Origin of the sequence: Endozoicomonas arenosclerae, from assembly GCF_001562015.1 — a bacterium.
Classification (GTDB): domain Bacteria; phylum Pseudomonadota; class Gammaproteobacteria; order Pseudomonadales; family Endozoicomonadaceae; genus Endozoicomonas_A; species Endozoicomonas_A arenosclerae.
The window spans coordinates 1-18520 of the sequence record NZ_LASA01000099.1 but is presented as its reverse complement, the minus strand read 5'-3'; the positions used below and the strand labels follow the sequence as shown (position 1 = coordinate 18520).

Below are 18520 nucleotides of genomic sequence, written 5' to 3'. Positions count from 1 at the left end.
GACCATTTTCGCATTTCTTTCTGGCGTATTGCTCACATGGCTGTTTATGTCTGGCATGCTCTCTCAGATCACCAGTCTGATTGTCAGCATCTGGTGGCCATCTTCCAAAAGAGAGCGTGGGATGCTGGCTGACCAGTGGTTGCTGAACAGCGGCGTGTCCACATCTTCCGGCTGGCGTCTTATTGGTTACTGGAGAGAAACCTCCAGTTATGGTCAGGCCTGCTCAGAACTGGCGGGATTGTTGGCTGACAAAGCCTGTCTTTCCAATCAGGATGATGTGCTGGATGTAGGCTTTTCCAGTTACGATCAGCTGCTGGTCTGGTTGGATTACTATCAGGTCAAATCGCTAACCGGTCTGGCAGAAACAGAGCAGCTTCTGGCAGGGGCACAGGATCAGTGCGATCACTTTGATCAGCTGAAACTGGAGAGAGGCAACGAGCTGGAGCTGGCAAAACTGGAAGCCGATTCCTGCGATAAATTATTGGCGCTGGATTGTGCCTACCACTTTGAAAACAAAACACAGTTTTTCCAGAACGCCAGAAAAGTGATCAGGGATGGGGGCAGTCTTACTCTGACTGATATGGTTCTTAGTCGTCCATACCGGGATCGCATGGAGCAAAGAATAGTGAATATACTGGCACGCTCCTGTGGTATTTCGGTCAAAGGTTTAATGCCTCATCAGAAGTATGAAGCCTCGTTGAAGGACGCGGGCTTTGAGAAAACAGAGTTTGTGGATATCAGTCAGGATGTTCTGTCAGGCTTCTGTTTCTGGTTCTCACAGCATTATCGTCAGCTGTCGCCTGTTACCCGCCCTAAAGTCTGGATCCGCCTGAGGTTGTTGGTCTGGTTTATCCGCTGGATGCAACACCGTGGATTATTGGAATACCACGTGATTTCTGCACGTTAATTACAAGTATGTTTCATTATCCACAATAACTGTGGATAACCTTGTGATTTCTTTTTGGATACTTCTGGAACCCCCATGCAATGGGGGTTTTTTATTGATTGGTTAAAATTTATACAGCTAATCCTGTTGATTAAAATAAGATGGTCGTATGATTTCGTTTAGCGCAAAATGGCAAGGTGTGGATAAGTATTTACCCTTGTTTCTGGCTTTGCGTTTTATCAACACTGGTACAGGGATTGCTTCATTGCCAGAGTGATCAGAGAACAGGAAAAGGGAATCGGGTGCGACAGGTAATGAGTTCAGTGTTGTTGATAGGAAGCCGTTCATCTCGTATGTCTGTACTGAACCGGACACTGACTGAGTTTGGTTATCAGGTGCTTGCCAGAGTGGAGCCGGCGGAAGACCTGATGGAAGTGGCTTCCTGTTATTCCCCGGACTTACTTGTGATCGGGCTTGATCAGCCTGACCCCTCACTTTTGGAGTCTCTTTCCTATCTTAATAAAGTCAGCCCCCTTCCTGTCGTCATGTTTGTTGAGCAAACCTCCGAGAACATTGTTCAGCAGGCCATTCGATCGGGCGTTAATGCTTATATAGTGGCGGATCTCCAGCCGCAACGGGTCAAGACCATTATTGATGTGGCTGTGGCACGTTTTCAGGAATATCAATCCCTGAGGGAAGAGCTGGAACAAACGAAAACCCGTCTGGAAGATCGTAAACTGTTGGACAAAGCGAAAGGCTTGTTGATGGAGAAGCAGGGGATCAGTGAAAACCAGGCCTACAAAAAACTGAGAAAGCTGGCCATGGACAAAGGTGAATCACTCCCTGTGGTCGCCAGACAGGTGATAGAAGTCATGACACTTCTTGAAGAAAAGGCATTGTGATCATTATTGGTGCATGGTTTTCTAGCAACGCACCAGCTTGAACTTAAAAAATGCAAATTTATTCATTTTTTAAGCATAAATGGGTTGGCACACTATCTGCATATAGAGAGTTACAATAAAAAAATCAGCAGTCATCAATGGCGATAACTGCGAATAAATTACAGCAATGACGCTGTGAGAACGAGCAAAGGCGCTCACCCCCGTTTTGACATTGGTCGGAACAGGGGTGGGCGTTTTTTTTTGTTCACGGAAAATACTGCTGTTGTGAATTCCTCCCCTCAGGACAAAGGGAAAGCAGCAGCACTGGATAGATTGGGAGTGATGAATGAAGTGGTTTAAACCCTTAAAGTCGGTTGCAATGAGCGCCCTGATTGGTGTCAGTGGTATTGCGTCCATGCAGGCACAAGCCGAACTGGGTTATCCGGAAAAAGAAGAGCTGAAGTTCGGTTTCATCAAGCTGACCGATATGGCTCCCATTGCGATTGCTTATGAAAAAGGCTACTTCGAAGACGAAGGCCTCTACGTAACGATTGAGGCGCAGGCGAACTGGAAAGTGTTGCTCGATGGTGTCATTGATGGCCGTCTGGATGGTGCGCATATGCTGGCGGGTCAACCTATTGCAGCTACTATGGGCTACGGCACAAAAGCTGAAATCATCACTCCTTTCTCGATGGATCTGAACGGTAATGGCATCACGGTTTCCAACGATATCTGGAAGCAGATGAAGCCCAATATTCCCAAGCGGGCCGATGGCAAGCCGCAACACCCTATTAAAGCGGATGCTCTGAAGCCAGTTGTGGAAAAGTACAAGGAAGACGGCAAACCCTTCAATATGGGTATGGTATTCCCGGTATCGACTCATAACTACGAGCTGAGATACTGGCTGGCAGCGGGTGGTATTCATCCGGGTTTCTATGCCCCGCATAAAGGCGACACTTCGGGTCAGATCGATGCTGATGCACTGCTTTCTGTAACACCTCCACCGCAGATGCCAGCCACCATGGAAGCTGGGACTATTTACGGCTATTGCGTGGGTGAGCCCTGGAACCAGCAGGCCGTTTTCAAAAACATTGGTGTGCCCGTCGTTACCGATTATGAAATCTGGAAGGACAATCCTGAAAAAGTGTTTGGTATTACCAAAGCCTTTTCCGAGAAATACCCCAATACCACCATTCGTTTAACTCGTGCACTGATTCGTGCTGCCAAATGGCTGGATGAAAACAATAACGCCAACCGTCCAGAAGCTGTGAAAATTCTTTCCCAGTCCAACTATGTGGGCGCTGATTACGACGTTATTGCCAACAGCATGACCGGTACCTTTGAGTACGAAAAAGGCGACAAGCGTGAAGTACCAGACTTCAATGTTTTCTTCCGCTACAACGCTACTTACCCCTACTACTCTGATGCGATCTGGTATCTGACCCAGATGCGTCGCTGGGGACAGATCTCTGAAGACAAGCCTGATTCCTGGTACGTGGGCATCGCCAAGAAGGTTTACCGTCCAGACATCTATGAAGCCGCTGCGAAGTCACTGATCAAAGACAAACTGGCCAAAGTCAGCGACTTTCCAAACTTTGCTGAAGAAGACGGCTACCGATCACCGCAGACACACTTTATTGATGGCATTGTTTACAACGGCAAAAAGCCTAATGAGTACATCAACAAGTTCAGTATTGGTCTGAAGCAGGGCGACAAGATCTGATTCTGTCGCGAGTGAGTCAGCTATACAGCCTGACTCACTTATTGCTCAGATTGTTTGGGGGAGAGAACAAACATGACAACTGAAACTGCGTTGGCCAATAACAATACTAACAAGCCAATTATTTCTGACAGTATTAAAGCTTTAATCACTACGGGCTTTAAAACAGTGCTGGTGCCTTTTATCGGCATCCTGGTTTTCCTGATGCTTTGGGCAGGGGCTGCCAGCAAAATCGATACATCACTTGGAAAGTTTCCCGGACCCTCCGTAGTCTGGGAGCAAATGGGGTCGCTCTACGAAGAACACAACGCCGAACGTGAAAAAGAGCAGGCCTTCTATGAACGACAACAGAAACGTATAGAAGCCAGACTGGCTAAAGATCCGGATTATGTACCCAAAATCCGGGGCTACACCGGCAAGGAAACGTTTCTGGACCAGATCTTCACCAGCCTTATCACAGTGCTGAGTGGATTTGTCCTGGCGGCGGTCATCGCCGTACCCCTGGGGATCGCCATAGGACTGAATAAAACCCTGAATGCTGCAGTAAACCCTGTTATTCAGATTTTTAAACCGGTTTCTCCCCTGGCTTGGTTACCTTTGGTGACTATGGTTGTCAGCGCAGTATATGTCAGCCCTGATCCTCTGGTAGCCAAGTCCTTTTTAAATTCCATGATTACCGTCACGCTCTGCTGTCTGTGGCCCATGGTAATCAACACTTCAGTGGGCGTTGCCTCCATTGAGAAAGACCTGGTGAATGTCAGCCGGGTACTGAGACTGCCGGCTCTGAAACATGTACAGAAAATAGTGCTTCCTGCATCCATTCCAATGATCTTCACCGGCATGAGATTGTCGCTCGGTGTCGCCTGGATGGTTCTGATCGCGGCAGAAATGCTGGCCCAGAATCCAGGGCTTGGAAAGTTTGTCTGGGATGAGTTCCAGAATGGCAGCTCCAACTCTCTGGCCCGAATTATGGTTGCCGTCATTGTCATCGGGTTTATCGGGTTTCTTCTGGATCGCACCATGCTCCAGTTGCAACGATTCGTTTCCTGGGACAAAGCCGGAACAGCCAGTTAATTCAACACGGAGGTGACACAGTCATGAACGCTAATGAAAAAGCGAATGTAATACTGGATATCAGCCATATCGACATGGTGTTTGATACACCCAAAGGCCCTTTTACGGCGCTACAGGGTGTTGATCTGAAGATCAGCAAGGGAGAGTTCGTCTCGCTGATCGGACATTCCGGCTGTGGTAAGTCAACGGTGCTGAACATTGTTGCCGGACTTTATCAGGCCTCAAAAGGGGGCGTAGTTCTGAATGGCAAAGAGGTCAGTGAACCTGGTCCTGAAAGAGCCGTAGTCTTCCAGAACCATTCATTGCTGCCCTGGCTGACGGCTTATCAAAATGTAGAGCTGGCAGTAAAACAGGTTTTCGGACGCTCAAAAAGCAAGTCGGAAACCAAAGAGTGGATCGAGCACAACCTTGAGCTGGTGCACATGGAGCATGCCATGCACAAGCGCCCCGATGAGATCTCGGGGGGTATGAAGCAGCGGGTAGGTATCGCCAGAGCCCTGTCCATGCAACCAGAAATTCTGTTGATGGATGAACCTTTTGGTGCATTGGATGCACTCACCAGAGCTCATATGCAGGACTCCCTGATGGAGATCCAGCAGGAGCTCAACAACACCGTCATCATGATCACCCACGATGTGGACGAAGCCGTATTGCTTTCGGATCGCATTGTCATGATGACCAATGGGCCTGCGGCCACCATTGGTGAAATCCTGGATATTAATCTGGAGCGTCCAAGGGATCGTCTGGCTCTGGCTGAAGATCCTGAATACACCCACCTTCGCTCAGAAGTATTGAAATTCCTGTACGAGAAGCAACGGAAGGTGGAAAGCATCAGTAAGCACAAAGTTAAGAAAGAATCTTCCAGCAGTAAGGAAAAAGTTGAAGCTGCGTAGCGTCTGGGGGGATTAAACGCAGTTCGATTAACAAGAATAAGAACGGAGTTGAAGTCTTTGAAACACACAAAGGTAACAGTACTGGCAGCGGCTATTGCGGGGGCAGCCGCTGTATCAACCACTCAGGCGCAGGCCGATGAATTCATTGAAGCGTTAACCGGTGGTGAAGCATTTGGTGACTTTCGATTGAGGTATGAAACTGTTGATCAGGATAATGCCTTGAAAGACGGTAAAGCGCTGACATTAAGATCCCGTCTGGGCTACAAGACGGGGGACTACTATGGTTTCTCCGGACTTCTGGAGTTTGAAGACTCAAGATCCATAGCCGGTATTGATGATTACAATGATACTGTCGGCAATGGTGGAGACTATTCTGTCATTGCAGATCCGGAAGTGACTGAAGTCGATCAGGCTTTTATTCAATATAAAATGGAAGGGCTGACAGCCAAGCTTGGTAGACAGGTCATTGCTTATGATAATCAACGTTTTGTGGGCCATGTGGGCTGGCGACAGGATCGACAAACCTTCAATGCACTCAGCGCCGATTACATGCCTGTAAAAGGACTGTCACTGAAGTATGCCTACATCAACAAGCGCAACCGGATTTTTGCAGAAGAGAAAGACCTGAGATCCAAAGATCATTTGTTGAATGCATCCTATGCTACACCGATTGGCAAACTGACAGGTTACGCTTATTTGCTGGAGCTGGATAACGATACCAGCAACAGTCTGGACACTTATGGTCTTCGCTTGGCCGGATCGATGGAAGCCAGTGATCTTAAGCTTCTTTATACCGGTGAGTACGCTACTCAGAAGAGTAAGTCGGGTTCCACAAAGTACGATGCTACCTATTACTTTGCTGAAGGGGGTGTAGTGGTCGCCGGCATTACCGCTAAAGTGGGCTACGAAGTTCTTGGTTCTGACGATGGCATGTATGGCTTTTCAACGCCACTGGCAACCGCTCACAAGTTTAATGGCTGGACCGATCAGTTCCTGGGCACACCTGCTCAGGGTCTGAAAGACCTTTATGCTTCTGTGGGTGGCAAACTCTTTGGGGGCAAATGGTCGGTGACTTATCACGACTTCAGCGCCGATGAAGATACCGCCACTATTGATGATCTGGGTAAGGAGATCGATCTGGTCTACAGCAAGAAATTTGGCAAGCACTATAACGCGGGTGTGAAGTATGCGACCTATTCTGCCGGTGATAAAGCCGCAGGCAAGGTGGATACCGACAAGCTCTGGTTGTGGGTGGGTTTGAGTTTCTAACAGTATGAAGAGGGGAGCTCCAGCTTCCCTCTTTTTTATCAGTCTTTAATCTCTTCAGTTCAACAATAAATACATCCTCTTAATACTCACCTCACTCATTGATTATTAGATCAGCCATTTCTTTGATCACTTCCAAAACTCTATTCATGAAATAAAACCAGAATGAAACTCAACGGAAGTTGAGCAGTACTGTCATTTTGATTACAGATGATGTTGATGAGGGAGTAATGCTCTTAAACAGAGTCGTTATGATAATTAACAGATCTCAAGCCGCTAATGAATAGTGATCAAGGTATTTATCTTGATGATTTTCTGAGCTTTCCGGTTTTGTATGCAGATCTTGAATTCGCCAACCTGCTTTAAGTATTTCAGAAACTGATCTATCAGGAAGGTGGAAAACATTTCCAGTTATTTTATTTCAATAAAACTTCCAGCAGTAAGGAATGTTTTTAAGCTTCGTAATAACGGGGTATTGCGTAGCTTCTCTAACAATAAGAGCAAGAGAATTATGTATTTAAAACACACAAAGCGGACACTTCTGGCAGCGGCTGTAATAGCGTCATCAGGTAGTTGGGTGCAGGCGGATGATTTTGTCGACGCCATCACCAGCGGAGAGGTTTATGGCGATTTCAGATTACGTTATGAAGCCGTTGATCAGGATAATTCTTTGAAGGATGCCAAGGCTCTGACTCTGAGATCCATGCTGGGTTATAAAACTGGAGACTTTTATGGTTTTTCAGGGGTGCTTGAATTTGAAGACTCAAGGCCAATAGCCGGTGTTGATGATTACAATGATACTCTTGGTCACAATACAGACTACTCAGTGGTTGCCGATCCGCAAACAACGGAAGTTAATCAAGCCTATATTCAATACAAGCTGTATGCACTGACGACTAAAATTGGACGGCAGACAATCGCTTATGATGATATGCGATTTGTTTCGAATACACCCTGGCGTCAGGATCGGCAGAGTTTTAATGCGTTTACGGCGGAATACATGGCTCTTGAAGATTTGTCATTCAAGTATGCATACATCAATAAAAGAAACAGAGTGTTCGCAGAAGAAAGAGATCTTAGATCCAAAGATCATCTGTTGAATGTATCGTACACCACTTCGTTCGGTAAACTGACGGGATACGCTTATCTGCTTGAGTTGGATAATGATACGGATAACAGTCTTGATACCTATGGCATTCGGTTTGCTGGTTCTACAAAGCTTAACTATCTAAAGCTTCTTTATCAGGCTGAATATGCTCACCAGAAGAATGAGCTTGGATCGATAAAGGACGACGCCAACTATTATCTTGCAGAAGGTGGCGTAGTGGTCTCAGGCATCAAGGTCAAAGTGGGTTATGAAGTTCTGGGATCAGCGGATGGTTATTATGGTTTCTCAACACCATTAGCGGCACTGCATAAGCTTAATGGCTGGGCTGACCAGTTTGTGATGACACCGGCTCAGGGTCTTAGGGACCTCTATGCATCGGTCGGAGGGCAACTGTTTGGCGGTCACTGGTCCGTTATTTACCACGATTTCAGGGCGGATGAAGATACCCCCACGATTGATGATCTGGGTAAGGAAATTGACCTGGTCTACAGCAGAAAGTTTGGCAAACACTACAACGCGGGTGTGAAGTATGCGGCCTATTCTGCAGGTGATAAGGCTGCGGGCAAAGTGGATACGGATAAACTCTGGTTTTGGGTGGGTTTGAGTTTCTAATCGATTTTAGACCTGTCATCAGGAGCCAGGAATGATTCCTGGCTCCTGATGATTCATTCCGCCAGATAAATTTTCATATCAAGAAATCCCTTGTCACGAATAGCTAAAAGGTTTTGATACTCCGGACTTTCAAAACAGCTTTTGGCGCTTTCAGCATTCTGGAATTCCATGACCAGGGTCACCTGGGGGGCTTCGCAGCCCGTGAACTTGTATAACGTTGAATATCGGCCTGAGGCTTTGCCACCATAGGCATTAACGACAGATTTGGCTTGCTCGGAATAGATTCGGGCTGACTCTTTCTCATCAGGATTGATGGTGGCCAGCGCAATGACATTAACACTCATGGGGTTCTCCCTTTCGATAAAGTATCGGTGGCTCAAGGCAGCTGATAGGCCACTACCTTATTGCTCATGAGATAGGGAACAACGATCAGTTTTTTCTCTTTCACCAGATAGAAGTCTGCTGCTGTAGAGCCCAGCTTATAGGTATTTAAAAGTTCTCCCTGATGGTCGAACTTCAGCAGTTCTCCTTTCATAAAGTCAGTAGCCAGCCATTGCTGGTTCTCGTACCGGTGCAATCCATCAAGATTCATCCAGGGCTTACCCTGATTAAGGTTTTCAATTTTTTTATCTTTCAGAGAGATGCGCTTGAGCTTGCCACTGCTCTGAGTACTGAAATCATTGCCCGGATTTTTACCCCAGGCGCCGACATATAGGTATCCACCGTCCACATAGAGGCCATTGGGGGACTCCAGGTCTGAAGATTCCAGCCATAGCTTCAATTCGTGATCTGCCAGTTTGTAGATCTTATTGCCTATCCAGTCTGAAACGTAGACTTCTCCATTGGGAGCAATGGCCAGACCGTTTAACACTTTCGACTCAGGGGCTTCGTAACGAGCAGTAATTCGGGATTTTTCGACATCAATGACAACCAGTTCGCCTACATCCGCGACATAAAGCTTATTGCCGTCCAGATCTAATCCTTTTGGTGAGCTGAGTCCTTTAATCCAGTCAACAGTCGTCTTTTTATCTTGTTCACGGATCAGGCCAATACTGCCGTTACCGTCCTGTTCCATTACACCACCGTTGACGTTTGAGACGTAGTAAACCTGACGCTCACGGTCATACACCACTGATTCGGGCATTTTAAAGCCATCGACTTCCCAGACAGAAACAGGCTGACTGGCAGCCTGTTGGCAAAAGGTTAAACAAGCCAGAAAGCCCAGATACTTTTTCATTTTCACTCCTTGTGACATTGGAATAAGAGTTGCTGACAAGCCAGGGCAAAGTTACGATTGGCGAAACCTAATAGCAATTCAGATTGATCAGGTAACAGTTTTTGATACTTTTCAGGCGTTTTGGGTATCAGAACTGGGTACTTTGCAGGGAGCAGCCGCAATGGTTAACAGTGAACGTTATGAAGTGACACAGGCGTTAAGATCGGCACTAAAAGCAAAGGGCATGACATACCGGGATTTGGCCGGTGCTATTAATGTTTCAGAGCAAACCGTCAAACGCTTCTTTCGGGAAAAAGATTGTTCATTAAGCCGTTTGAGCAGTATCTGTCAGGCTATCGGGATTTCGCTTTATGATCTCCTTGATTATTCAAGACATCATGCTGAGCCTTTAGCCGAGCTCACTCTGGATCAGGAAAGGTATTTACGGGATCACCCTTCCCATTTCAGTTTTTTGTTCTTCATGATTACAGATCATACCGTTGATGAAATACAAGAAACCTATCAATTAACCGATGCTGTTGTGTTTCGTTATCTCAGAGATCTGGAAAAGCAGGGGTTCATTTCTCTGGGTGAAGAAAACCGGTTTCGGCTATTGATTGAAGGGAAACTATTGATGCGCCTGCATGGGCCGCTACACGACAGGATTCGAAAGGAAAACCAGCGTTTTCTGGATCATGTCTTAGACCACGATGGTCAGGAGAGAGCTCGATTCAGCAGTTCATTCCGATATATGTCAGCCAGCACCCTGGATGAAATGACCCAGGAGCTGGACGAAATCCATAAAAAGTACCGGAAGTTGGCCCATCAGGATGAGATGGTTCTGCCCCGTGAAAGTCTGGTGCCGACCAAAGTGACGACACTGGTTGCTCCCTATGCAGTCTGCGGAAAGTGGTCTTTGGACAGAGAGCTGGATTAACCCGTATCAGGAGCAGTTAATCTCGTCAGGCTTGAAGCCCTTTTCAATCTGTTCACCCATTAGTTTCGGGCTACGCTGATAAAACGACGTCAAGTTTTCGCCTTGTCTAAATGAGAGTTCAGTCTTCAGGAAATCCACATAATCAACATACTTTTTGTCACGCCATTGAGAAGGACAAGTCTTCTTAAATGCCTGAATCCATAAAACATACTGATTGAAAAACTCTGATGCCAGTTCAGCGGGAGCGAGCGCCATAAACTCGGACATTTCACGACTGACCTGGAAGTGCTGGTAGTCGATAGGAGTATCCCAGTAGCCACCCCAATAAATAAATCCTTGCTCAGCAAACAGTTCTGAAATTTCTTCGCTCATGCCGGTACGGAACAGTTTGCCAAATCGAACCAGTTGTCTGTTGGCGTATTGAGTGCCATTGGCGGGTTTGTAGAGAGACAGACCAGGGTTGTTCTCATCAAAACTGACGAAAGGGTTTTGAACGGGATTAATATCAATGGCTGTGCCGTAAGCGTGAAGGGAAAGTCGTTTGCTGCCACCGGTAATCTTTCGGCTGTTAAAAGCAGAGGTATTATTGTCTTCCATGGACGCATCGTCATCGCCCTGATAATCGTTCATCAGTCTGGCTTTGGCCAATGGGAAGTTCATAGCCAGAAGCTGTTCGAAAGCTTTACCTATAATAAGGAGCTACTGAGTCCAGAACCATTATCTTACCGTCCTGGTGTTGTTTGCCCTTGAAATCAATGTAAGTGAAAGTGATGAGCTTCAGGCGATCGCACTGCACGGGATTATCTGCATTTAATACGTTGCTGTTATACATCGCTTTACACAGCTCATCCGGTACATTCTCAATTTTACTCGGCAGTGGTCGGGCAAATGAGTGGGTGGCCAGAGTCAGAACCGCCAGAGTGAAGAAACAATAAGCCAGCAAGAAGGTAGACCTTCTTCTGATCAATGAAATGGGGTTCTGATTGACTGATTGCACGGCATGATCCTTCATGATTGAGATAGTTGAGTCGGTCTGAAGTTGAAGACTAAGTTATATTTTTAATTTCTCAAGAAAGTCTTATTAGTTTTGAAGGCTGTCCGGCTTAAAACGAACAAAAATTCTCTGAGTTCAACCATGGGTTATTGGTCCTTTGGTGGGGGATTGATAGGTAAAACAGTCCACCCATTGATTGTTTTGATTAGGGTTACGGTATTTTTTGGCTACAAAGCCTGTCCGGCAAAAACCGGATTTTTCCAGCACACGTTGAGCCGCAGGGTGTTCGCAGCTGCAATAAGTAATCAGTATGGTGTTTGCAGCCAGATCAGATTCAATGAGTCCTGATAACACCTCGGTGACATACCCTTTGCCCGAGAAGTCATGACTGATTCCAAAGTGAAACTCTACTGCGCCGGGTAGTTTAAACAGAGTTAATTGTCCGATAGCAGAGCGCTGTTCTTTCTCCTCAATCACCAGTGCCAGCCGGTTATTATTTTCCCAGGATTGTGCGGTAGACCAGCCTTCAAGGTTCTTTCTGGTTTGTTGTTCAGAGCTATGAGGCAACCTGGCTAAATGCTCGGACTCATTTCGCCGACCCGTATATCGTTCAAACAGCATCTTGCTGTCTCCACTTTCAGCCAGGCGAGCAGAAAGCCTTTGCGTTTCAAATCCCAGCATGGTGGTTACAAAACTTTTTTCATTAATTGTCCGCGTTTCTCGGTAGGCTTGCCTTCCTTAATCCAACCGTTTTTCAGGTAGAACGCTTCGGCACGGTCGTTGCCGGGAACATACCGAAGGAAAACACGGGTGCAGCCATTATCGGAGAGTACCTTCAGGATAAAGTCATGAGTAGCCTGCCCCATACCTTTACCACGCCATTCGGGAATCAGATATAACAGGTTGATGTAGCCTTCATGCTCTCCCGTATCGTCATCGGGACGACTGCGGAATTCCAGTTGGCCTATGACCTCATGGTCTTGAAGCACATGCAAAAAGCTTTCAGGGTATTTTTCGGCCAGAAATTCGAACCAGTCTGTCGTTTCATCTTCACGAAATGATTCCAGACTTCCATAGCTGACTTGCCAGGCATCCCGACGAAACTGAAGGCAAAGCTTCAGATCCCTTTTCAGGTCTACGGGCTGAACTTCAAAAGTCATCCTGATAATCCTGTTTGTTGTTATGGCTAGACGACAAATGATGTTTTATACCATGGTCTGTCGATTGTATAGGGCAGTGACGGAATGGTTGAAAAAATTGAGATATGTGACTTAGTTTATAATTGTTTATTTTGAGTCTTTATTGTCTCAAAATGGTGATATATGATGCACTCGAAAGGACAACATAGACCCATCGATGGATGGGAATGAGCTGTAAAGAATAGAGACATAATTATGAAAAAAATCGCTATCCTGGTGGCCGCATCCACTTTTTGCCTGAACGTTTTTGCTGCTGAAGTGACCGAAAAAGAAGCAAAAGAGTACTTTTGGAACAAGGTCGTAGACAGTATCCAGACAGAAGCACCGGATTATTTTGAGCTGTTCTCAAAAGATGCAAAAATTCATTACACATTTCCCAAGTCCTACGAAATGGAAAATGGCGAAGTGAAGCTGTCTGACTTCAAGGAAACCCAGGAAGAGTTCTGGAACTACACCGAAAACCACAGCTTTGATCTGGAAGAGCCGGTGGTCAAAACAGAAGGCGACAAGGCCGTTGTTAGCACTACCTTCTATGAGCGTTACACCATGGAAGGGTATACCCTGGCGAATGAAGCAAAGCACAAGTACACCCTGGCCAAGGTAGATGGCAAGTTGAAAATTGTTGAGTTCAACAATGTCATTACCGATTTGACCGAGCAGGAATACGAAGAGAAAAAAGAAGCCAAGGCCGTAAAAAAGTAAAACATACAAACCCTGCTGAATACTCAGCAGGGTTTTGTTATTCGGAGAGGCTTTTGGTCATGGGAATGCAGTCCAGCTGGATGCCTCTGGGGGAGTGGTAAGTAGAGACCTTGTCTCCACTAAAACCACAGCGGCGGTAAAAAGGCGCTGCATTCAGTGTTGAGTCCAGTTTCATTTGAGCAAGACCTGCTTCTCTGGCCAGCTGCTCCAGGTGAGCCATCATCTTACGGGCAACGCCCATGCCCATAAATCTGGGGTCAACAAAAATAGCGTCGATCATACCGTCTTTAGTATTGATCATACCCGTGCCCGCCACTTCACCTTCAAACATGACTACATGGAAGTTCTGCTCAACGGTGTCCATAAACTTCTCGGTGGCAGAACCTTCTGTCCAGAGTGTCAGAGCTTCATCACTGTAGTGATCTTTGCATTCAGAACGTATCGCCAAAGTTCGAAGCTCAAAGGCTCTTTGGGCATCACTGCGTTGGGCTTTTCTTATTTCCATCGGGGACTCCTGCACCCTCTGTTACATAGTTTGCCAGTTTGGTTAAAGCATCCAGATCATTTGGATTCCGGTAGGATGCCTGAAAAAGCTCACAGCCAACAGGGTCTTCTTTTTCCAGCCTTGCAAAACTTTTTTTAGGGCCAAAATACCAATGCCCCCTGAGTTGAAAGAGAATCTCCAGCAGATCCACTTGCAGCCAGAGCTTTCGATACAAACCCTCCAGGTCATCCTGCTCAATGCGTTTCAGCATTTTCTTGACCCACTCAACAGCGTGGAGTTTATCCTCATCACTCAAGGGCTGTGGACCTTGATCAATACGCTCACGAATTTGTGTCAGAAAGTCTTCGCCCAGACCTCGGGTATCCAGAGCACAAAAACCATCCCCCAACTTCAGGAATTCATCCTTGTCTGCCTGCATGGATTCAGTCTGATAAACCCAGGCATCCAGAAATACCCCCTGAAAATCGCGGGCGTCTTTTTCAATCTCAGCTTTATCACAGAAGCAGGCAATATCAATATCGCTGGTGGCAGTTGCATCATTTCTGGCTCTGGAGCCGTAAACGATTATGGTGTGGGGGTGGTATTTTTCTTCTACTTCCCGAACAGCCGCTTTGACTAGATCATCCATTCTTCAATTCTTCCGTGCTATGACCAGGCCATGGTTGCTGGAGCCCAGCAAGGATGGCTCACGACAGGTTGAAAAGTGGTATTGCAGCCAGTTCTGATAGGTTGCCTCATCAAACTCATTCACACTTTGTCTTATATAGCGGCCATATCCGTCGGTAGCCGCGTGCTCCAGCAGCTCAAAACCATTATCAGTCACCAGGTGTTCAATTTCTTCGGGCTTACAGAAGTAACCTACTCTGAAGAAGCGATCCGCTTTTTCATGGCTTACACAGCCCTGTGCTGACAGTTCATTAAGTACTTCCGGTGTGATCAGTTCAGGGAAATGCTGGGCAAACAGGCCTGCTACAAAATGTCGGCTGATATAGGCCACTGCAACAATACCGCCAGGCTTCAGAACTCTGAATGCTTCTTCCATAGCCTGCTGAAGTTCTGACAGTTCCTGCAGGTGGTACAGAGGGCCAAGTATCAGAACGATGTCTTGTGACTCGGAATCAATAAAAGAGAGATCAACAGCACTGCCTTCACAGACTCGCAGATCAATCTGTTGCTCACGTGCTTTGCGGCTTATGATCTCCACCTGATCAGGAGCCAGTTCCACAGCGGTGACATGATTTCCTTGCGCTGCGTAATGCAAGGAATATCGACCTGTGGCCGCACCTACCTCGGTAAGAACTGAGCCAGGCTGAATGTACTTCTCCATCAGATGAAGTGTGGTGTCGAATTCCAGACGAGTAATATTCTGGCGGACTAATCGCAGATCTTCATCAGCGTTTGTGTATTGTTCGATTAAATCGCTCATAACTTTTTATTATTCTGAATTACTTTTTTCAGTCTTCTACCGGGCCGGTTAGAGTCCAATCCCTTGAATGGATGCCTTTGTAGTACTGCTGCCATTTCTCTTTTTTCTCCATTTCATGCTTCCTGCATTGGGCTGGATTGATGGGTGTTTAGACCCCCGAAATCATTAAACGACAAGTGAAGCTTTTACCGTATTTGGAAGGACGTGTATAGACTGATAAGCCTTTCTATAACCTTTCTCTGATTCTTGACTTTATTTGCACGTTGGTTTTGTTTTTTTAAGCGGCTTCTATACTCCTGCTCATAAATCTAAAACAGTAAGGCTATAGGATGTATAAAAGCGTGGTCGTGGCAGGAGTCTGCTGGTTGTTTTTGGGACTATTAAATCCACTACAGGCCCATCAATGCAGAGAGCTTGAGCCCGGTGAATACCAGCAAACCTTGTTTCAACATATTCAGAGAGGTATGAAAGACATCGATGAGGCGCTTTTAGAACGATATGCCCAGTATCACATTGGGCCATTGAGTACAGAGAAGTTCAGTGCTGCAGAGCTAAAACTGCTCAACCTGATGGGGCTGACCTATTTGAGCGACTCTGAGCAGCCTGCTGGTGGAGAGATAGAGAAAAGTTATTTCTCCCTCGGAAATACCCTTGAAAATGCCATCTACAAACTATCGGGTGAGGGGGATGAAAGCGACGAGGTCACCGGTTTGCTGGAAGACCTTTTGGCCTGTTATGAGCGGTTTGATGGATTCAATCTGATGCCCAGAATTTCACCATTGATTTACCTGGATACCTATCGGATTCGGGGAGAGAGAATTCTGGGGTTGTATAGGGATATTTGTGATCGAAGTCAGTTGTGTGTGCTGGGGGTGCTTTATCTGGTTAATCTCGGAGAGCTCAGCAGCGAAGAATTAAACCGCCAGATTGATAAGGGAAAATTGTCTAAAACAATGAAGAATGATTTTCGGCAAGTAGGACAACAGGTCAAAGCGATAGTGGTCAATGTGCGTAATGGAAAGGTTGTACCAGAGAGTCATGTTGGGTTGTTGGAGTGAAGAGTCTTTCTCATTTGATCAACCAGTGAGTACTCAAAAGAAATATATATGTTGCTCTTCCATTAAAATAGGCCGGTTAAAGTTGAAAAGAAACTTATAAATTGCCTAACGGTAAAATAGCAACTAATATGTTTCTTTATATGGATAAGCAACTTATACGTTTACATATATGAAATCATTACTTCAGCAGCTTAAAAAGCGGCGTATAGCCTTGGGCCTGAAGCAGAGCGACATGATGTTACGGGTAGGTGTTTCCCGACAGCAGTATCAACGTATTGAGTCGAAAGGAAACCCTAGACTCGATACGCTTGACCTTATTGCCAAAGGCCTGAGCAGCGAAATTGTTCTGGTGCCTAAGGAGAAGTTGGATCAGGTTAAAGCTGTGCTTGAGAGCTCTGATAACAACCTGACGATGGACTCTGATCCAAGTGAGGTAAATAAAGCTCTCTCTGATGACCCATGGAAGGGACTACTGGAGGATGAAAGTTGAGTAGCCATCAGGTAGATGAGATTGGCGTCCTTAAGCTTCTGCTCCACGGCAGGATTATCGGGTATCTCACCAGTCATCGTAATGGCCGAAACGTCTTAAGTTTTGTTGATGAATTCAAGCACGATAGCAACCGTCCCACCTTCAGTTTAACTACACACCCGGATTTTCCTCGTTCAGACATGCTATTAAGCGAGTCATGGAAAAAAAATCATCGTCTGCATCCCGTTTTGTCCAATCTCTTGCCAGAGGGGGCACTGAGAGAGTTAATTGCTCAGGGACTTAAAGTTCACGTAGATAATGAGTTTCAAATCTTATCGTACCTGGGGAGAGATCTACCGGGAGCATTAATGGCTCAACCTGTGGATCCTGAAGAAGTGCCTGAGAATATACTATCAAGCCACGAAAAGTCTCGGGTCGTAAAGATGGAAAGCCCTGTCCGTGAGAATAAATTCTCTCTGGCCGGTGTTCAGATGAAGTTCTCCATGAAGGAAAAGGAAGGGCGATATAACTTGTCCAAGGGAGATGTGCTGGGTGACTGGATAATCAAAACGCCATCAACCAGGCATCAATATGTTCCGTTAAATGAATTTACAGCGATGACTCTGGCGTCTTTAGCGGGTGTTAATATACCTGATATCAAGCTGGTGGAGCTGGAAAAGCTTGATAATCTGCCCCAGGTTAATTTGCCCGATGAGAAGTTAGCATTTGCAATCAGACGGTTTGATCGACAGGGCAGGGCTCGAATTCACATGGAAGACTTTGCTCAAGTTTTCATGAAGTATCCTCATGAGAAATACCGGTTCGGCAACTATGAGCAAATAGGGAAGATTCTTTACCAATACTCTGGCGAGGGTCTATACGACATTCAACAGTTAGCTCGTCGCCTGCTGGTGAACATTCTTCTGGCAAATGGTGATGCTCATCTTAAAAACTGGAGCCTGCTCTACTCAGATCAAAGAACCCCTAGGCTTTCTCCCGCATACGATATTGTCACAACCCGTGTTTATATTGAGGATGAAAAGCAGTTTGCTCTCAATTTGGGGAAAACAAAAAACTGGTATGAAGTTACCCATGAGCATTTCCAGTTATGGGCAGAAAGGGCTGATATTCCCTGGAGAGTAATCAAGCCCCATCTTGATGATGTTCTGGACAAAGCAAGAACGCTATGGCCTGAAAAGCTAAAAGAACTTCCAATGCTTGAAGAACACAAAATCAAACTAAAAGAGCATTGGACAAAATTGTCCAAAGATTTCCGGATTTGAGGGTTCAAGTGCAGCTAAGCGCTATACCCCATACCGTTCGTACTGAGGCTCTATGTTTCTTGTCAACCTGCTTTTAGTAATTACATAAGAAATTAGAGCCTCATCGGTGAGAAACTCTCCACTGCAAGAGGCTTGGGTCTTTAATCAGACAGCATAGCTTTTTGCATAATGGGGGAATGATATTGAGCCATATCGAATGTCTTTTGGCTACGCCATACGCTGAATGCTATACGTATCAGCTTGCGCATCACGGCTACCAAAGCCTGGGTACAAGTCATTCTTGATGCATAG

21 protein-coding genes are annotated in these 18520 nt (G+C 46.1%); 12 read left to right on the top strand and 9 right to left on the bottom strand.

All coding sequences use genetic code 11. The features are described 5' to 3' along the window. The first annotated feature begins 46 nt into the window (after positions 1-46). The 7 genes from WG89_RS15810 to WG89_RS15780 all read left to right on the top strand — a co-directional run bounded on the left by WG89_RS15810 (position 47) and on the right by WG89_RS15780 (position 8440). A complete protein-coding gene (locus WG89_RS15810) occupies positions 47-907 on the top strand; it encodes a methyltransferase domain-containing protein (RefSeq protein WP_172806830.1) in 861 nt (286 codons plus the stop codon). A 293-nt stretch (positions 908-1200) separates the two neighbouring features. Beyond that, positions 1201-1788: an ANTAR domain-containing response regulator gene (locus WG89_RS15805; RefSeq protein ID WP_062267846.1), complete on the top strand. Its 588-nt coding sequence runs from the start codon at positions 1201-1203 to the stop codon at positions 1786-1788. A gap of 358 nt (positions 1789-2146) precedes the next feature. Beyond that, positions 2147-3490, top strand: coding sequence for a CmpA/NrtA family ABC transporter substrate-binding protein (locus tag WG89_RS15800; protein ID WP_414630396.1), 1344 nt, complete (start codon positions 2147-2149; stop codon positions 3488-3490). A 72-nt stretch (positions 3491-3562) separates the two neighbouring features. Then, positions 3563-4561: an ABC transporter permease gene (locus tag WG89_RS15795; RefSeq protein ID WP_079253868.1), complete on the top strand. Its 999-nt coding sequence runs from the start codon at positions 3563-3565 to the stop codon at positions 4559-4561. A gap of 23 nt (positions 4562-4584) precedes the next feature. Next, on the top strand, positions 4585-5454 hold the full coding sequence (locus WG89_RS15790; protein ID WP_062267842.1) for an ABC transporter ATP-binding protein: 870 nt from the start codon (positions 4585-4587) through the stop codon (positions 5452-5454). 57 nt (positions 5455-5511) lie between these two features. Beyond that, positions 5512-6723: an alginate export family protein gene (locus tag WG89_RS15785; RefSeq protein WP_153301632.1), complete on the top strand. Its 1212-nt coding sequence runs from the start codon at positions 5512-5514 to the stop codon at positions 6721-6723. Between the two features lie 508 nt (positions 6724-7231). Continuing rightward, a complete protein-coding gene (locus WG89_RS15780; protein ID WP_062267838.1) occupies positions 7232-8440 on the top strand; it encodes an alginate export family protein in 1209 nt (402 codons plus the stop codon). A gap of 53 nt (positions 8441-8493) precedes the next feature. Here WG89_RS15780 and WG89_RS15775 read toward each other — a convergent pair whose 3' ends face one another. Together WG89_RS15775 and WG89_RS15770 are read right to left on the bottom strand one after the other, a co-directional pair. Then, positions 8494-8784, bottom strand: a complete 291-nt coding sequence (locus WG89_RS15775; RefSeq protein ID WP_062267836.1) for a DUF1330 domain-containing protein — start codon at positions 8782-8784, stop codon at positions 8494-8496. Positions 8785-8816: 32 nt separating this feature from the next. Then, the gene (locus WG89_RS15770) at positions 8817-9677 is read right to left on the bottom strand and encodes an NHL repeat-containing protein (RefSeq protein WP_216638502.1); all 861 of its coding nucleotides are present in this window, start codon (positions 9675-9677) and stop codon (positions 8817-8819) included. A gap of 160 nt (positions 9678-9837) precedes the next feature. Between WG89_RS15770 and WG89_RS15765 the strand changes: the two genes are divergently transcribed. Next, a complete protein-coding gene (locus tag WG89_RS15765) occupies positions 9838-10593 on the top strand; it encodes a helix-turn-helix domain-containing protein (RefSeq protein WP_062267834.1) in 756 nt (251 codons plus the stop codon). 6 nt (positions 10594-10599) lie between these two features. On the opposite strand, the gene WG89_RS15760 is transcribed toward WG89_RS15765, so the two are convergent. The 4 genes from WG89_RS15760 to WG89_RS15745 form a co-directional block, all read right to left on the bottom strand. Continuing rightward, positions 10600-11253: a M15 family metallopeptidase gene (locus WG89_RS15760; protein ID WP_062267831.1), complete on the bottom strand. Its 654-nt coding sequence runs from the start codon at positions 11251-11253 to the stop codon at positions 10600-10602. A gap of 22 nt (positions 11254-11275) precedes the next feature. Continuing rightward, the gene (locus WG89_RS15755) at positions 11276-11590 is read right to left on the bottom strand and encodes a hypothetical protein (RefSeq protein ID WP_153301631.1); all 315 of its coding nucleotides are present in this window, start codon (positions 11588-11590) and stop codon (positions 11276-11278) included. Between the two features lie 132 nt (positions 11591-11722). Continuing rightward, on the bottom strand, positions 11723-12268 hold the full coding sequence (locus WG89_RS15750) for a GNAT family N-acetyltransferase (RefSeq protein WP_062267827.1): 546 nt from the start codon (positions 12266-12268) through the stop codon (positions 11723-11725). Between the two features lie 5 nt (positions 12269-12273). Continuing rightward, complete coding sequence (locus WG89_RS15745) at positions 12274-12747, bottom strand: GNAT family N-acetyltransferase (RefSeq protein WP_062267825.1); 474 nt, start codon at positions 12745-12747, stop codon at positions 12274-12276. A 234-nt stretch (positions 12748-12981) separates the two neighbouring features. Between WG89_RS15745 and WG89_RS15740 the strand changes: the two genes are divergently transcribed. Then, positions 12982-13488 carry a hypothetical protein gene (locus WG89_RS15740; RefSeq protein WP_062267823.1) on the top strand — a complete coding sequence of 169 codons (507 nt, stop codon included), beginning with the start codon at positions 12982-12984 and terminating at the stop codon, positions 13486-13488. 37 nt (positions 13489-13525) lie between these two features. Here the strand turns inward: WG89_RS15740 and WG89_RS15735 are convergent, their stop codons facing one another. From WG89_RS15735 to WG89_RS15725, 3 genes are read right to left on the bottom strand one after another with little or no spacing between them, the layout of a single operon-like run. Then, entirely contained in the window at positions 13526-13993 is a 468-nt protein-coding gene (locus tag WG89_RS15735) for a GNAT family N-acetyltransferase (RefSeq protein ID WP_062267821.1), read from the bottom strand. Beyond that, the gene (locus tag WG89_RS15730; protein ID WP_062267819.1) at positions 13965-14621 is read right to left on the bottom strand and encodes a nucleotidyltransferase domain-containing protein; all 657 of its coding nucleotides are present in this window, start codon (positions 14619-14621) and stop codon (positions 13965-13967) included. Before WG89_RS15730 ends, WG89_RS15735 begins: the two co-directional genes overlap by 29 nt. 3 nt (positions 14622-14624) lie before the next feature. Then, on the bottom strand, positions 14625-15419 hold the full coding sequence (locus tag WG89_RS15725) for a class I SAM-dependent methyltransferase (RefSeq protein ID WP_062267817.1): 795 nt from the start codon (positions 15417-15419) through the stop codon (positions 14625-14627). A gap of 329 nt (positions 15420-15748) precedes the next feature. Between WG89_RS15725 and WG89_RS15720 the strand changes: the two genes are divergently transcribed. The 3 genes from WG89_RS15720 (at position 15749) to WG89_RS15710 (ending at position 18229) form a co-directional block, all read left to right on the top strand. Continuing rightward, positions 15749-16477 (top strand): hypothetical protein, encoded by a 729-nt coding sequence (locus WG89_RS15720; protein ID WP_062267815.1) that lies wholly within the window; start codon positions 15749-15751, stop codon positions 16475-16477. Between the two features lie 169 nt (positions 16478-16646). Continuing rightward, positions 16647-16967, top strand: coding sequence for a helix-turn-helix transcriptional regulator (locus WG89_RS15715; protein WP_062267813.1), 321 nt, complete (start codon positions 16647-16649; stop codon positions 16965-16967). Then, on the top strand, positions 16964-18229 hold the full coding sequence (locus WG89_RS15710) for a type II toxin-antitoxin system HipA family toxin (protein ID WP_062267811.1): 1266 nt from the start codon (positions 16964-16966) through the stop codon (positions 18227-18229). Before WG89_RS15715 ends, WG89_RS15710 begins: the two co-directional genes overlap by 4 nt. Positions 18230-18520: the final 291 nt, after the last annotated feature.